Here is a 15314-nt window from a genome sequence, read left to right on the forward strand (position 1 = left end):
GGACGGACGAGGTCGAAGACGTCGTCCAGGTACGGCGCGGGGTCCCCAGTTTTGAACTCAAAACTGGGGCAGCCGTCGGCAGAACGGCATGCCGGAAGAAGGATTGGAGACGACGACCCTGGAAGAACACTGGCATTGGAAAAACATGGGGTCGGCGGCGGGGGTTCGCGCCGGCGAAGCCGGGAGATGGGCGGTACGCCTAGAGGGACGTCGCGACGAGAACGTTGTGGATGCGCGCCCCCGGCGCGCAAGGCAGGTCAAGGGGAAAGAACAGTTGGCCCCTGCCCGCGAACTGACGTGCCGCAGGCCTCGATGAGAGCCAAGCGGAAGGCCGCCTGCGTGGTGTGCTGTCTATTGCAGAGGGGTACCGCAAGCGACGTCGCTAGACGGAGCAGCTCCGCACACCGCCGACAGCGCTCGACGGCACAGCGGCTTCGTCCACGCAACTTCGAGTACGCACCATGTCCACCGCCACCTATCGACACTCTCCCACGACAGGGAGCACCTCCGCCCGTGATGCAGGTGGTGCCGTCGCTCCGCCAGCATTGCGCGATGCTTTTGCAAACGTGGCGAGCCCGGCCGCGCCACGGTTGCCGGCTACGCCCGAAACAGTTGCGGTCGCGTCGCGACATCGGGAGGCGGGGAGCACCCGTCGGGGGCGCACCCATGTCGACCGCGGCCTCACCACGGCGGCAGCGCCCCTTGCATTGAAGGACCGCATCCAGCTTCGCGCGCTCGAAGCCGTGAACCGCTTTGGCGTTATCCGCACGTTCGACGTCGCCGCCTGCTGCTTCCCCGAGCGTCCCTTCAAAGCGGCCCTCACCGCCGCCCAACGCGCCATGCGCGGCCTAGTCAAGGCCGGTGTGCTCAAGCGCTTTCGTACCGACCGGCAGCAGCACGTGTACGGGCTGACGCGCGCGGGCGCAAAGTTCCTCGAAGACCGAGGCATCCCAGCACGGGCAACAGTTCACCGCGTCGCGGACATGACCAATCCAGAACATCTTCTTTGGAGCTCGTTCATCGTCACCTGTTGCGAGGTCCGAGGCCTGCGGGCACAGACGGAAAGTGAACTGCTGCAGGACCTGGCGAGGCGCCACGGGTCCGGCGGTGCGCCGATGCGCGGCCTGCTGCAAGTGCCCGTCAAGAAGGGAGCCAAGACGCTCGCTAGGGCGCTGCGTCCTGACGCATTCGCTTTCGAGGACGACGGTGTGACCTGGTTCGAAATCGACCGCAGCCGCCGCGGCGATGAGCGTGCCAAATCCTTGGAGGCGCTCTTCGCTCGGGTGGGAGACAAATTGAACAACGGCCAGTGGCTCAAGCGGGTGGTCGTGCTGACCAAGAGCGAGCGCATCCTCTCGAGCGACCTCGCCATAGCCGAAGCCCTTGTGAAGGACCCACGGGAACTGCGCTTTGCCTCAAGTGGCGGTGTGGCTCTCAGGCGCGTCCAGGACGGCGTGTACGAGGTCTGGGGCGAGCGCCGTATCACCCACGGCGACGGGCGCACCTCCATGGCGCTGGCGTTGCGGGGCCATGTGGTGATTCAGATGCTCCCGCTCAACCTACCCAAGTTCCGGCTCGACGAGCGCAATGTCGCCAGCACGGCGGGTTGGTTCTGCGACAACTATCTGCCGTATGTGCGGCCGGCCTCGCTCGGTCCCTGGCCGATGCCGACCTCTCCACTGCTTTGAAAGCGCGAGGCAGTTTGCCGCGCGTGCCTACACGAAGAGATGAAACCGGTTCATCACAACATCGAAGGACATTTATGCAAGCATTTGGAAACGTTGCGTCGGCGCCGACGCGCAAGGAAAGCAAGACGACGGGCAAGGGCTACTACGAGATGCGTGTGTGCGAGAGCCAACGTGGGGTCGACAACGACCCGACCTGGTACACCGTGCGCATCATGAAAGACGTTAACCCAGGCCTCGAGAAGGGCGACTTCGTGAAGGTCACGGGCAAGCTCAAGTGCGACTACTACCTGTCGCGCGAAGGCAAACCGACGGGCACCTTGCTCATCATCGCTTTCGAAGCGTCCAAGTTGGCCAAGCCGGCCGCGACGCGTCAGGACACCGCACCTGCGGAGTAATCTCCGCACTTCGGACAGCCACGCATGTGGCTGTTTTTTCTTTTGTGCAGCTCGGGGGCGGAGGCCGTGTGAGAACTCCATCGAGGCTGGCGGCGTTGCACTATTCTCAGCACGCCCTACGTTTGCTGCGTTCGCCCGCTAAGACGCCCAGACTCGCTTCAGGGAGGCGTCGTTATAAGACCTGCGAATAATTTTCTATAACGTCCATGTCATCGAGCTGGCGAGAGCTTGCGCCAGGCGGCCGGCTGGCCAGCAAAAGAGAAGGCGCCCGGTAAAGGCGCCTTCTCGAATCAAGCCAAGCCAACGGCCCGGCATATCAATCAGTGGGTGTCGTCGGCGACCATCTGGGCAATGTCGGGAACGACGAGGCCAACATGGGCTTCCGTGACCTGAAACGCTGGCAGACAGCTTTCAATTGCCAGTGGCTCAAGAAGGGCCGAACACTGCCACTCCAGAGCGCCTGCAAGCTCTTCCCTGCGCAAGGGGGAAGCTTGCGCAACCACCCGCCGCAGCTCGATGGGGTCGGGGATGGCACAGTGCGCGATGAAATGCGCAGTTTGCCTGAGCTCTTCGATTTCCAGCAGCCAGGTTAGCTCGCCAGCGGCAATGAGATGCTCCAGCCAAGCATGCGTGGTCTTGTCCAGCAATGGAACTGCGGTGCGCAGCTGCAGCCCGTCCGACTGAAGCGTGGCGACGGCCATGCAGCCGCCACATGGCAAGGGATAGATGTTGAAGCGGCGCGCGATATGCGCGTTCGGGTCCTCAAAGCGCTGCACGACGGCATTGGGCAACGACGCGTGGAACATGTACGAGGGCAAGGCCGGACGCTGCTTGAGCCCGGCGGCTTCTATTTGGGCTTGCTGAGGGGTCAGAATCCGCGCCAGATGAAGACGTCGACTGATGGTGAGGTGCACAGGTAAATCCTTTCTATAGTGGCCTGCACCCCGTGTAGCAACGGCGTGCAGACCGCCGCATGTGCAAGCGCACCCAGCGCTTTCAGTTGTGCAGCGCCAAGAACCTGGCCATCTCGTGCGGGTAGACCGCGTCCGCGAAGCCCTTGACCATGGGCTGCGGCTGCAGGCACGCGTGCACCCAGTAGTCCGCCTGCAGCGCTTCCGGAAGGTCCGAGACGCGGCAGTAAGAACGCTGCGCTTTGACGTAGACCGGCGGCATGGGCGTCTTGGCCGTCGCGAACGCCGGCTCCCGCGGGCGTTGCAGCATCAGCATTGCGAGTTGCCATGCCGTCACGGCTCGGCGGCCCAGAGGCTCCCACTCGCCGGCCTCGTCGTGCATGTCTTCATAGACGCGCCATGCCGTATGCGCGACAAGTACGCGGGAGCCTCTGCGAACCGAAACCAGAGCGGTACCCATCGACTTGCGGACGTCCAGCCGCGGGCTACTGTCGCGCGCGAGCGTCGTTGCAAGGCAGTGCACGACGACCTGCGGAACGGTCAGTTCCCATGCGAAAGGCATCTCGCACGTGGACGTGGCGGAGGGCTCGCCGTTGCCAAGAGCGAGCTCGGTGGCAAGGCGCGGTGCGTGAGTTGTTCCGACGTTGCGAATCGTGCCACTGCGCGTAACGCTGCGGCGCAACTCGTCGGTCAGTTGGAGGTTGAGGGTCAGCATGCGGGCGCCGATGGTCCGTGCTTCGACCGGCGGGTGCAATCGATTTCGATTACGAAATTCCCGGAGGCGATGGAGGAGGCGGTGGCTACACGCGGTGAGGTCGACATCAACCGACCGCACGAGGCCATTGATGGAAGAGAAAAGTGCGCCGCGACGGGGGCGCAGAGGAATTTCGCGCGACGATGTTCGGCGTGCGTGTGAGGCGCTGACGGTTCAAGGACGTCGCATAGGCCCCACGAACGTGCGACTGGAACTGGGTACCGGCAGCTACGGGACCATCGTCCGACTCCTTGCGGAGCTTCGAGATGAGGAACCTACGTTTCAGTCAGCGGATGCTGTGGCTTCGAGTCCTGACTAATTCAAAATCGCGCCCCGTCTGGGGCGCGATTCCATGGCGCGGCTTGTCTCCGCTAGAGGGCGCCGAGATTATGGAGGGCCGGATTACGGCTGTACCGCACGCTGGAAGGCTCGGAACACGACCACGTTGTCCGGAACAGACTCGGTGTCGGTAGCCACGCTGTCAGCTTTGTCCAAGACGCATGGGCTCGAGCGCACCGTGGCTGTCGCGCCACCAAGGCTCGAAAGCGCCGATTGCTTCAAGCGCATCCGGCCGTTGTGCTCCATCTTCTCCAACCGGGCTGCTTCGGCTTGGTCCGCCCGAATGGCCAGTGCGGTCATGCACAGATGGGTGTAGCGCGAGAGGCTGCGCAGGTCCCGATGCCCGCTGAAGGCCTGCAGGTCCAGGATGGTCGGAAACAGCCCTGACTCCGCAGCGCGACTGATGCCCTCGTGCCGCAGGTCGTGGATGCGCAGGTCCTCGATGCCGGCGGCGTCGCAGATGCGCCGCCAAGCTTTGAGCAAGGTTTTGAGGGCGATGTCGAAGACGAGGTCGCTCGTTCTCGGCAACTGCTTCAGCAAGGCCATCACGTCGGTGCGCAGAGCGAGCTTGCGCGGGCGTCCGTTCTTCGATGTTGGCATCTTGGCCTGTCGCCCGTCCCATTCGATTTGGTCCCAAAACAGCCCGAGGGCTTCGCTGCGACGCGCGGCGGTGGCCAACTGGAAGACCAGGAACGCCTCCATCGTGGGAATGTGCGGGAAGCCCTCTGCAATGGCCTGCTCGCGGGCACGCTCGTAGGCCGCTTTGCGGTCCCGATTGACGGCGTAGTGGGTCTCCCTTTGACGAGCTGCTTTGACGTCCTGTTCGGCGAGCTCTTGTACTCGGGCTTCAAGCGAAAGCATCTGGTCTTCTCGGCGAGCAGCTTCCATCAGGCGGATTTCTTCGTCACCGACCAGACGACGGTCACGCTCATTGAAGAATTTCAGGCGTCTGACGCCGTCCAGAGGCATATGCTCCAGATGGATACGCTGTTTGCTAATCTGGCGGTTGTAGACCGCGCTCAGGAGCTGAATCTGCCGATTGACGGTGGAGTCTTCCACGTATTCCCGGCGGTCCTCGATGAAGGCCTCGATATCTTCGGGCATCACCTCGGTGAGCGGCAAGTTGAGCCACTCAAGCGATGTCATCGGCGCGCGGACGGCGCCCAGGGGGGTAAGGACCTTGCCGAATTCCTTGAGCTCACGCTTGCGCTGTGCGATTCGCTTGGCCAGTTCATTGTTGCTGTCCGCCACCATCGCGTTCAGCATGTATGTGTAAGTGACGCCGCCCTTGAGGCCCGGGCAGTCTTCTTCGATGTAGGCGCGAATCAGGTCGGCGGTCGTCGTCTTCGCGCCTTTGGTGTAGTCGCGGAACAGTCCTTGGCGTTGTTCGGCTTCTACCGTGGCTACGAAGGCCTCCGCCTCGCTGAGGGATTTGAACGTCTTGCTCTGGTCCTTGTGGCCTTCGCGCCGCACGCGCACCAGCCAGTTGCTGTCGCCTTGGTCGACGGTGGGTTCGAGACCTTGCTCGCGCAGGTTGTTGATGTAGGTCTGCGCGGCGTCCTTGCGGCTGTAGGCGAAAGTGCGCTTGAGATTGGGGCGACGCGCGACATTGACGATGAACGGGCTGCGGTTGGTGAAATCTGCCATTGGGTTCTCCAAAAAAGTTGCTGGAGTCCCGTGTAGCGAGGCACTTGGAATATCGACGCTTAAAGCGGTCGTTAAAACGCTGAGCGCCGTGTCACCCGCCGTCACTGCGGCGCGCGTCGAATCAAGTGGGAGATGGTCAAAGAGACGAAGCTGCGCGAAGGCTAACGAACCTTCACGCAGCCCGATTTGGAACAAATTTGGAACAACCTGCCTGTTTTGCCTACTTTTTCAGCAGGCGGTCCACATTGCATGGACGCTAAGTTGTTGATTTGCTTCCAGAAAATCTGGTCGGGGTGAGAGGATTCGAACCTCCGGCCTCTACGTCCCGAACGTAGCGCTCTACCAGGCTAAGCTACACCCCGATGGTTGCGAGAAAAAAGATTCGACCTTTACGGCCCACTGTCGTGAGGTGTCAGGCGCGCCGCTCAAGCAACTGAGCCGCTAATTGTAGCAAACCCGCGGAGTGCGAATTCGCCGGAAAGCCGGCCAGTGCATCGATCGCGCGTTGCGCTTCGGCGGCGGCGGCGGCGCGCGTGGCGTCCAGGGCACCCGTTTCGCGCACGATGGCGACGACCTGGGGCAGCTGCGTGGTGTCGCCGGCTTCGATCGCGGTGCGAATGAGATCGCGCTGTGCCGGGGTGCCGCGCTGCATGGCGAGGATCAGCGGCAGGGTCGTCTTGCCTTCACGCAGGTCGTCGCCGACATTCTTCCCTGTCTCGCTGGCATCGCCGGCGTAGTCGAGCACGTCGTCGATCACCTGGAAGGCGGTGCCCAGGGCCCGGCCGTAGGCCGCGCAGGCCTCTTCCGTTTCAGGTGCAACGCCGGCCAGCACTGCAGCCAGGCGCGTGCTGGCCTCGAACAGCTTGGCAGTCTTCGAGCGGATCACGCGGAGATAGGCCTCTTCATCCAGCGAGGCGTCGTGCATGTTCATCAGCTGCAGGACCTCGCCCTCGGCGATCACGTTGGTGGCCTCGGCCAGGATCTCCATGACCCGAATGTTGTGGGCATCCAACATCATCTGGAAGGCCCGGGAATAGAGGAAATCGCCGACCAGCACGCTGGCAGGGTTGCCGAAGGACTCGTTGGCGGTGGGGCGGCCGCGCCGCAGCGTGGATTCGTCGACCACGTCGTCGTGCAGCAAGGTCGCGGTGTGGATGAATTCGACGACCGCGGCCAGGTTGAATCGCTGTTCCCCCTGGTAGCCCAACGCGCCTGCCATCAGCAGCAGCAGGGCCGGGCGCAGCCGCTTGCCTCCGGCCGAGATGATGTATTGGGATACCTGGCGCACCAGTGGGACACCGGTGTCGAGGCGGCGGGCGATCACGAGATCGACCCCGGCCATGTCCTCGGCGATCAGGCTGAGCACGGCGGCGGCGGGGGAGTTATCGGCGGGGGGAACTGACAAGGCGAAAGCGCTCGTGCGCTGCTTTGGGAGAACGGCCGGCCGGGGCCGGAACGCGCAGATTATAGGGAGCCGGGTTGTCCCGGCGCCCCCGAGGCTCGGTCTGGACTTCGAAAACAGCCTGGCGTGCTAGAATCTCGGGCTCTGCGGAATTCGCCGTAGAGCCATCTTCCTCAAGAGGTTTACATGTACGCGGTCATAAAAACCGGTGGCAAGCAGTATCGCGTTGCTTCCGGCGAAAAAATTAAAGTAGAACAGATTGCTGCGGACGTAGGCCAGGAAATCGTGATCGATCAAGTGCTCGCAGTCGGCGACGGCAGCGCTCTCAAGATCGGCACGCCCCTGGTGTCCGGCGCAACGGTCACGGTCACCGTGCTGTCGCATGGCAAGCACGACAAGGTCCGCATCTTCAAGATGCGCCGTCGCAAGCACTATCAGAAACGTCAAGGCCATCGCCAGCAGTTCACGGAGCTGCAAATCGGCGCGATCGCCGGCTAAGGAGCTGACACCATGGCACAGAAAAAAGGCGGCGGCTCTACGCGAAACGGGCGCGATTCCAAGCCCAAGATGCTCGGTGTGAAGGCCTTCGGCGGCGAGCTGATCAGCGCAGGCTCGATCATCGTGCGCCAGCGTGGCACACAGTTCCACCCCGGCACCAACGTCGGCGTGGGCAAGGACCACACGCTGTTCGCCCTGGTGGACGGCCACGTGTCGTTCGGAACCAAGGGCGCGCTCAACAAGCACACGGTCAGCGTGACGCCGGCCTGAGCCCGTCACTTCGATCCGCTCGAAGCCCCGCTTTGTCGGGGCTTCTTCATTTGTAAACTGGACATCTCATGAAGTTCGTGGACGAAGCCTTCATCGACATCGCCGCCGGCGATGGCGGCAACGGCTGCGTGTCGTTCCGTCATGAGAAGTACAAGGAATTCGGCGGGCCGGACGGCGGCGACGGCGGCCGCGGCGGCCATGTCTTCGCGGTGGCCGACCCTAACCTCAACACGCTGGTGGACTTTCGCTTTTCGCGCCGCCACGAGGCCAGGCGCGGTCAGCACGGCATGGGCTCGGACATGTTCGGCGCCGCCGGCGACGACATCACGCTCAAGATGCCGGTGGGCACCATCATCAGCGATACAGAGACCGGCGAGGTGCTGTTCGAGCTGCTGACGCCGGGCGAGACGATCATCATTGCCAAGGGTGGCGACGGCGGCTTCGGCAACCTGCGCTACAAGAGCGCCATCAACCGCGCGCCGCGCCAGAAGACGCCGGGCTGGCCCGGCGAGCGCAAGAGCCTCAAGCTCGAGTTGAAGGTGCTGGCCGACGTCGGCCTGCTGGGCATGCCCAATGCGGGCAAGTCCACCCTCATCAGCGCGGTTTCCAATGCGCGTCCGCGCATCGCAGACTACCCCTTCACCACGCTGCATCCCAATCTTGGCGTGGTGCGCGTGGGGCCCGAACAGAGTTTCGTGGTCGCCGACCTGCCAGGGCTGATCGAAGGCGCTTCGGAGGGCGCGGGCCTGGGTCACCAGTTCCTGCGCCATCTGCAGCGCACGCGGCTGCTGCTGCATGTGGTGGATTTGGCTCCCTTCGACGAGACCGATCCTGTCGCGCAGGCCAAGGCCATCGTCGGCGAGCTCAAGAAATACGACGCGGCGCTGTACGAGAAGCCGCGCTGGCTGGTGCTCAACAAGCTGGACATGATCCCGGCCGAGGAGCGCGCCGCGAAGGTGAAGGACTTCGTCAAGCGCCTGCGCTTCAAAGGTCCCGTGTTCGAGATCTCCGCACTGACGCGCGAGGGCTGCGAGCCGCTGGTGAAGGCCGTTTATCAGCACGTCAAGGCGCAGCAGGTGGCCGAGCAGCCGCCGACCGAGATTGACCCGCGCTTCGCCTGACACAACTGCCCCGTCCATGACTTCCTCGACCGTTCTGCGTGATGCCCGCCGCCTTGTGGTCAAGGTTGGGTCCAGCCTGGTCACGAACGAGGGCCGGGGCCTCGATGACCAGGCCATCGGCGAGTGGTGCCGCCAGCTCGCTGCCCTGGTGCGCGATGGCCGCGAGGTCGTGATGGTGTCCAGCGGAGCCATCGCCGAGGGCATGAAACGCCTGGGCTGGCGCACGCGCCCGCACGAGATCCACGAGCTGCAGGCCGCGGCGGCCGTAGGCCAGATGGGCCTGGCCCAGATCTACGAGACCAAGCTGCGCGAGAACGGCCTGGGCAGCGCCCAGGTGCTGCTCACCCACGCCGACCTCGCCGACCGCGAGCGTTACCTGAACGCCCGCTCCACGCTGGTGACCCTGCTCGCGCTCGGCGTGGTGCCGGTCATCAACGAGAACGACACGGTGGTCAACGACGAGATCAAGTTCGGCGACAACGACACGCTGGGTGCGCTGGTCGCCAACCTGGTAGAGGCCGATGCGCTGGTGATCCTCACCGACCAGAAGGGCCTCTACACCGCCGACCCGCGCAAGAACCCCGATGCGCGCTTCGTCCACGAGGCCGCTGCGGGCGATCCCGCGCTGGAGGCCATGGCCGGCGGGGCGGGCAGCAGCATTGGCCGCGGCGGCATGATCACCAAGATCCTGGCCGCCAAGCGCGCCGCAGGGTCGGGCGCTTCCACCGTCATCGCCTGGGGGCGCGAGCCCGATGTCCTGCTGCGCCTGTCGCGCGGCGAGCCCATCGGCACCCTGCTGGTGGCGCAGACCGCCAAGCACCAGGCCCGCAAGCGCTGGATGGCAGATCACCTACAGCTGCGCGGCTCGGTCACCGTCGATGCGGGCGCCGCGGCCAAGGTGCGAGGCGAGGGCAAGAGCCTGCTGCCGATCGGTATGACCGGCGTCGAGGGCGAGTTCTCGCGCGGCGACGTGATCGCGGTGAGGGACGCTGCCGGCATCGAGCTGGCCCGCGGGCTTGCCAACTACTCGAGCGCCGAGGCGCGGCTCTTGTGCCGCAAGCCTTCGGCCGAATTCGAACGCTTGCTGGGTTACGTGGCGGAATCAGAAATGGTGCACCGGGACAACATGGTCCTGATGCCCGGCTGAAGCCTCAACGGAGCTCGCGTAGCGGGTCCTTCATCTGCAGGACCATCTCCCGCACTGAGGCGCGCGGCGCGTGGCCGCGGCAAACGCCTTGCAGTGCCAGTTCCTTGGCATACCGCGAGTTGCGGTCGTCGATGCGCTTCCATTCCGGCGCCTTCACGAGTTGCCAGGCGCCCTGGCTGTAGCGGGCGTACTGCTTGACCTCTTCCGAGGCGCAGCGGATGCCTTCGTAGAAAGCGTTGGTGCCGCCGCCTCCCGTCTTGCTGGTGGCCACCACCACGTAGCGGACCACGCCGTCGTCCGTCACGCTCAGGGTGGCCGGGTCAACGCCGAACTTGAGCGACGAGTAGGGCGGCATCTCGATCTGGATCAGCCGGCTCTCGTTGAAGGCGGGGGGCGGCGGCACCTCGGCCTCTTTCCACTCGTCGGCCTGAGCGGTGATCTTGGGTGGCGGCGGCATGCCGGCCTGGGCCCAGTCAGGGTTGTCCGTGTCCCTGGCGATCGACCCGCAGGCGGCCAGCGCGCCCACGAGCGCGAGCACGAGAACGGGCCTAGCGCGGTGCATGAAGAGGGTCGTTGGTGGAGGACGGATCGGGCGCGGGGTGAGGAGCATTGGGATTGGGATCGAAGCTCGCCCCGGGGGGCAGCTCGAAGGTGGGTTCATGGCCTGGGCCGGGCGGATGACGCTCGAATTCGCGAGCGCGCACGTTGCTGCGCAGGAATCGGTTGCGGAAGTCTTGTCGGGGCAGGTAGCGGGCCAGTTCGGTCAGCGCCATCTCGTAGACGCCGCGCTTGAATTCGACCACCACGTCCAGCGGGACCCAGTAGTCGTGCCAGCGCCAGGCATCGAATTCAGGGTGGTCGGTCGCGCGAAGGTTCAGGTCCCAGTCGTGGCCGATCAGCTGCAGCAGATACCAGATCTGCTTCTGGCCCTTGTAGTGCCCGCGCGCGTCACGGCGGATGAACCGGTCCGGCACCTCGTAGCGCAACCAGTCGCGGGTACGGGCCACGATGCGCACGTGCTCCGGCTGGAGTCCGACTTCTTCGTGCAGTTCCCGGAACATGGCTTGCTCGGGACTCTCGCCGCGATCGATGCCGCCTTGCGGGAACTGCCAGGAATGGGTCCGGATGCGCTTGCCCCAGAAAACCTGGTTCTTCTGGTTGAGCAGGATGATGCCGACGTTGGGCCTGAAGCCGTCGCGGTCGAGCATAATCAAACCCCAATTTTTTTGAACTGAGTCGATTATGCATGCCGGGTCGCACTCGGCAAAGCGACCGGTTCCAGGGGCGCCGCCCGGTGCCTCATCCCCTGTGCCCTTACCTGGATTCCTTCCGCGCGACCGATGAAAGCTTCCCGATTCTTTATCTCCACCCTCAAGGAAGCGCCGGCGGATGCCGAGGTCGCGAGCCACCGGCTGATGATGCGCGCCGGCATGATCAAGAAGCTGGGGACCGGCATCTATACATACATGCCCATGGGGCTGCGCGTGATCCGCAAGGTCGAGGCCATCGTGCGCGAGGAGATGAACCGCGCCGGCGCCGTCGAGCTCACCATGCCGGTGGTGCAGCCGGCCGAGCTGTGGGAGGAGAGCGGCCGCTTCCAGGCCTACGGCCCCGAGCTGCTGCGCATCAAGGACCGGCATGAGCGCGGTTTCGTCGTGCAGCCGACCAGTGAAGAAGTCGTTACCGACATCGCCCGCCAGGAGATCCGCAGCTACAAGCAACTGCCGAAGAACTTCTACCAGATCCAGACCAAGTTCCGCGACGAGCGCCGTCCGCGCTTCGGCCTGATGCGTGGACGCGAATTCGTCATGAAGGACGCCTACAGCTTCGACCGGGACCTCGAGAGCGCGAAGGCGAGCTACAAGGTCATGGCGGACGCCTACCGCCGGATCTTCGATCGCTTCGGCCTGCGCTACAGGGCGGTGGCGGCAGACAGCGGCGCCATCGGCGGCGATGTCAGCCAGGAGTTCCAGGTGATCGCCGCCACCGGCGAGGATGCGATCGTCTACTGCCCCGGCAGCGACTACGCGGCCAACATGGAAAAGGCCGAGGCGCTGGCGCCCGCCGGCCCGCGGCCCGCGGCCACCCAGCCGCTGGCGAAGACCCCGACCCCGGGCAGGGCCACCTGCGAGGAGGTGGCCGAGCTGCTGGGCGTGCCGCTCTCGACGACCGTCAAGTCCCTGGTGCTGGCCACCGACAAGCTCGACGCCGATGGCCGGGTCGAGGGCTCGCAGGTCTGGTTGCTGCTGGTGCGCGGCGACCACGAGATGAACGAGATCAAGGTGAGCAAGGTATCGGGCCTGGACCAGGGTTTCCGTTTCGCGACCAGCGCCGAGATCGACGAGCACTTCGGCTGCAAGCCCGGCTATCTCGGCCCGCTCGGCCTGAAGCGGCCTGTCAAGCTGGTCGCCGACCGCGAGGTGGCGGTGATGGGCGACTGGATCACCGGCGCCAACGAGGTCGACTTCCACATGACGGGCGTCAACTGGGGCCGGGACCTGCCCGAGCCCGACCTGGTGGCCGACATCCGCAACGTGGTCGCCGGCGACCTGTCGCCGGACGGCAAAGGCGTGCTGGCGATCGAACGGGGCATCGAGATCGGCCATGTGTTCGTGCTCGGCAGCAAGTACAGCAAGCCGATGAACGCCACCTTCCTGGACGAGGCCGGCAAGCCGCAATTCCTTGAGATGGGCTGCTACGGCATTGGCGTCACGCGCTTGCCGGCGGCCGCGATCGAGCAGAACAACGACGAGCGCGGCATCATCTGGCCCGACGCCATCGCGCCCTTCACCGTGGTGCTTTGCCCGATCGGCATGGACCGCAGCGCCGAGGTCAAGCAGGCCGCCGAGGCTCTGTACGAGGAACTGCTCGCGGCCGGCGTGGACGTGCTGCTCGACGACCGCGGCGAACGCCCTGGCGCCATGTTCGCCGACTGGGAGCTGATCGGCGTGCCGCACCGTGTCGTGATCTCCGACCGCGGCATCAAGGAAGGCCAGTACGAATACCAGCACCGCCGCGACACCGCCGCCACCAAGGTGCCTTCGTCGGGCGTGGCGGAGTTCGTGAAAGGCAAACTGGCGGCATGAGCCGTACGGCCGCTTCGAAGGCTCATGGCGCCGCAGCCCGCAGGGCGGAGGCTATCCGGTGAGCCTGTCCCGGCGTTCGTGCCTGCTGGCCGGCGCTGCCGCAGGGGCCCTGCCGTTGTGGCCCGGCGTGGCCCACGCGGGCGCGCAGATCGAAGAGCCGCTGATCGACTCGGTACGCAATGCCTTGAGCGCCTCCATCCGGAGCAGCGCCCCCCCGAAGCCGGAGTTCAGCGGCACCGCTTCGCGGTTGGCCTACCTGCGCTGGCTGGGCGAGATGAGCGAGCGCCTGAAGAAGAAGATACCGGGGCACCAGGAGCGCATCGAGTTCCTCCAGACCGTGTGGTACGAGAGCAAGCGCGCGGGGCTCGAGGTCAGCCTGGTCCTCGGTCTTATTCAGGTCGAAAGCAATTTCCGGAAGTTCGCCGTGTCGAGCGCGGGTGCTCGCGGTCTCATGCAGGTCATGCCCTTCTGGACGCGTGTGATCGGCAACGGTGATTCCTCGACCCTCTTTCGCATGCAGACCAACCTGCGCTTCGGGTGCGTGATCCTGCGCCACTACCTCGACCGCGAGGCAGGCGACCTGTTCATGACATTGGGGCGCTACAACGGCAGCCGCGGCAAGGCTCCCTACCCGAACGCGGTGTTCTCCAACCAGCGGCTCTGGGTCTTCAACGACCGGCGCGACGACCGCGGCTAGCGGCGGTGGCTAGGCTGCCGGCGTGGCGGCCACCGCGCCGCCGCGCGTGACCATCACCTGGTCGATGCGGTGGCTGTCCACGTCCATCACCTCGAAGGTAAAGCCGCCCCAGGTCACGCTGTCGGTCCGCTTGGGCACGCGGCGCAACATCACCATCAGGAAGCCGGCGAGGGTCTCGTACTCGTCGGCGTGCGGCAGCTCGTCGATGTCGAGCGCGCGCTGCACGTCCTGGATCGGTGTCACGCCGTCGATCAGCCACGAGTTCTCGTCGCGCCGGACGATCTGCTGCTCCTCGTCCTGCACGCCGACCAGGTCGCCCATCACGGTGCTCATCACGTCGTTGAGCGTGATCACCCCCACCACGAGCGCGTACTCGTTAACGATGATCGCGAAGTCCTCGTGTGCCTGCTGGAACTGCTCCAGCACCTCGGTCAGCGAGAGCCGGTCGGGGATGATCAGCGCCTTGTGCAGCGGCAGGCCCTGGCCGAAGGCCAGGGGCTGGCCGCTGAGCACGCGCTGGAACATGTCCTTGGCGTCCACGTAGCCCAGCACATGGTCGATGTCGCCCTCGCACACGGGGTAGGCCGAATAGGGCTCGGCCACGATGCGCGCGCGCAGCACCGCCTCGGGATCGTCTTTCTGGAACCAGGCGATGCGGTCGCGCGAGGTCATCACGCTGCTGACCAGGCGAGTGTCGAGCTCGAACACGTTGGCGATCACCTGCTGCTCGCGCACGGCCAGGATGCCGGCGCGGGCGCCGGCCTCGGTCATGGCCAGGATGTCGGCCGAGGTGATCTTGTCGTCGCGCTGCATGGGCATGCCCAGGAGCTTGAAGAGCAGGTCGGTGCACTGGGTGAACAGCCAGACCAGCGGCTTCAGCACGGTGATCAGCAACTGCATAGGCCCGACCATGCGCATTGCCAGCCGCTCGGGATCGTTCATGCCCAGGCGCTTGGGAAAGAGATCGGCGAAGACGAGGAACACCGAGATGATGGTGACGAAGGAGGCCAGGAAGGCAGCGGTCTGCGCCGTCTCGACCGTGAACCAGAGCGCGAAGAGCTGCGCGAAGTAGGGGCTGAGCGAACCCTCGCCGACCACGCCGCCGAGGATGGCGACCGCATTGAGCCCGATCTGGACCACGGTGAAGTAATGGCCCGGCTGCTCCTGGATGCGCAGCACGCGCTCGGCACGCGCGTCGCCCTCGTCGGCCATCTGCCGTAGCCGCAGGCGGCGCGAGGCGGCCAGCGAGATCTCCGCCAGGGAGAAGAAGGCGCTGGTCGCGATCAGGATGGCGATGATGAGAAGGCTTTGGGTCAGCGTCATGGGTCGGTCGCGGAAGACCGACATGGTGCCATGAGC

16 protein-coding genes and 1 tRNA gene are annotated in these 15314 nt (G+C 65.0%); 9 read left to right on the plus strand and 8 right to left on the minus strand.

The window, feature by feature from the left end:
• Positions 1–461: 461 nt before the first annotated feature.
• Both E5P3_RS08395 and E5P3_RS08400 read left to right on the plus strand, forming a co-directional pair.
• Positions 462–1688: a replication-relaxation family protein gene (locus E5P3_RS08395; RefSeq protein ID WP_162585555.1), complete on the plus strand. Its 1227-nt coding sequence runs from the start codon at positions 462–464 to the stop codon at positions 1686–1688.
• Positions 1689–1762: 74 nt separating this feature from the next.
• A complete protein-coding gene (locus E5P3_RS08400; RefSeq protein ID WP_162585556.1) occupies positions 1763–2083 on the plus strand; it encodes a single-strand-binding protein/primosomal replication protein n in 321 nt (106 codons plus the stop codon).
• 320 nt (positions 2084–2403) lie between these two features.
• Here the strand turns inward: E5P3_RS08400 and E5P3_RS08405 are convergent, their stop codons facing one another.
• Complete coding sequence (locus tag E5P3_RS08405) at positions 2404–2997, minus strand: hypothetical protein (RefSeq protein ID WP_162585557.1); 594 nt, start codon at positions 2995–2997, stop codon at positions 2404–2406.
• A gap of 82 nt (positions 2998–3079) precedes the next feature.
• Positions 3080–3709, minus strand: a complete 630-nt coding sequence (locus E5P3_RS08410) for a hypothetical protein (RefSeq protein WP_162585558.1) — start codon at positions 3707–3709, stop codon at positions 3080–3082.
• Between the two features lie 130 nt (positions 3710–3839).
• Between E5P3_RS08410 and E5P3_RS36450 the strand changes: the two genes are divergently transcribed.
• Complete coding sequence (locus E5P3_RS36450; protein ID WP_162585559.1) at positions 3840–4067, plus strand: DNA-binding protein; 228 nt, start codon at positions 3840–3842, stop codon at positions 4065–4067.
• An 83-nt stretch (positions 4068–4150) separates the two neighbouring features.
• Here the strand turns inward: E5P3_RS36450 and E5P3_RS08420 are convergent, their stop codons facing one another.
• From E5P3_RS08420 to E5P3_RS08430, 3 genes are all read right to left on the minus strand, one after another.
• The gene (locus tag E5P3_RS08420; RefSeq protein ID WP_162585560.1) at positions 4151–5734 is read right to left on the minus strand and encodes a site-specific integrase; all 1584 of its coding nucleotides are present in this window, start codon (positions 5732–5734) and stop codon (positions 4151–4153) included.
• 285 nt (positions 5735–6019) lie between these two features.
• Positions 6020–6096, minus strand: a tRNA-Pro gene (locus tag E5P3_RS08425).
• 50 nt (positions 6097–6146) lie between these two features.
• Positions 6147–7139, minus strand: coding sequence for a polyprenyl synthetase family protein (locus tag E5P3_RS08430; protein ID WP_162585561.1), 993 nt, complete (start codon positions 7137–7139; stop codon positions 6147–6149).
• Positions 7140–7322: 183 nt separating this feature from the next.
• Between E5P3_RS08430 and rplU the strand changes: the two genes are divergently transcribed.
• The 4 genes from rplU (at position 7323) to proB (ending at position 10172) form a co-directional block, all read left to right on the plus strand.
• Positions 7323–7634 carry a 50S ribosomal protein L21 gene (gene rplU, locus E5P3_RS08435; protein WP_068680024.1) on the plus strand — a complete coding sequence of 104 codons (312 nt, stop codon included), beginning with the start codon at positions 7323–7325 and terminating at the stop codon, positions 7632–7634.
• A 12-nt stretch (positions 7635–7646) separates the two neighbouring features.
• Positions 7647–7904, plus strand: coding sequence for a 50S ribosomal protein L27 (gene rpmA, locus E5P3_RS08440; RefSeq protein WP_068680025.1), 258 nt, complete (start codon positions 7647–7649; stop codon positions 7902–7904).
• 68 nt (positions 7905–7972) lie between these two features.
• Positions 7973–9025 (plus strand): Obg family GTPase CgtA, encoded by a 1053-nt coding sequence (gene cgtA, locus E5P3_RS08445; RefSeq protein WP_162585562.1) that lies wholly within the window; start codon positions 7973–7975, stop codon positions 9023–9025.
• 16 nt (positions 9026–9041) lie between these two features.
• Positions 9042–10172, plus strand: a complete 1131-nt coding sequence (proB, locus tag E5P3_RS08450) for a glutamate 5-kinase (RefSeq protein WP_162585563.1) — start codon at positions 9042–9044, stop codon at positions 10170–10172.
• 4 nt (positions 10173–10176) lie between these two features.
• Here the strand turns inward: proB and E5P3_RS08455 are convergent, their stop codons facing one another.
• Both E5P3_RS08455 and E5P3_RS08460 read right to left on the minus strand, forming a co-directional pair.
• A complete protein-coding gene (locus E5P3_RS08455) occupies positions 10177–10734 on the minus strand; it encodes a CNP1-like family protein (protein ID WP_162585564.1) in 558 nt (185 codons plus the stop codon).
• The gene (locus tag E5P3_RS08460) at positions 10721–11380 is read right to left on the minus strand and encodes an RNA pyrophosphohydrolase (protein WP_162589592.1); all 660 of its coding nucleotides are present in this window, start codon (positions 11378–11380) and stop codon (positions 10721–10723) included. The genes E5P3_RS08455 and E5P3_RS08460 overlap by 14 nt, the downstream gene beginning before the upstream one ends.
• A gap of 132 nt (positions 11381–11512) precedes the next feature.
• Here E5P3_RS08460 and E5P3_RS08465 point away from each other — a divergent pair, with 132 nt between their 5' ends.
• Complete coding sequence (locus tag E5P3_RS08465) at positions 11513–13258, plus strand: proline--tRNA ligase (RefSeq protein WP_162585565.1); 1746 nt, start codon at positions 11513–11515, stop codon at positions 13256–13258.
• Positions 13259–13316: 58 nt separating this feature from the next.
• Positions 13317–13955 carry a lytic transglycosylase domain-containing protein gene (locus E5P3_RS08470; protein WP_162585566.1) on the plus strand — a complete coding sequence of 213 codons (639 nt, stop codon included), beginning with the start codon at positions 13317–13319 and terminating at the stop codon, positions 13953–13955.
• A 9-nt stretch (positions 13956–13964) separates the two neighbouring features.
• On the opposite strand, the gene E5P3_RS08475 is transcribed toward E5P3_RS08470, so the two are convergent.
• On the minus strand, positions 13965–15278 hold the full coding sequence (locus tag E5P3_RS08475) for a hemolysin family protein (protein WP_162585567.1): 1314 nt from the start codon (positions 15276–15278) through the stop codon (positions 13965–13967).
• Positions 15279–15314 lie beyond the last annotated feature (36 nt).

This window comes from Variovorax sp. RA8, from assembly GCF_901827175.1.
Taxonomy (GTDB): Bacteria; Pseudomonadota; Gammaproteobacteria; order Burkholderiales; family Burkholderiaceae_C; genus Variovorax.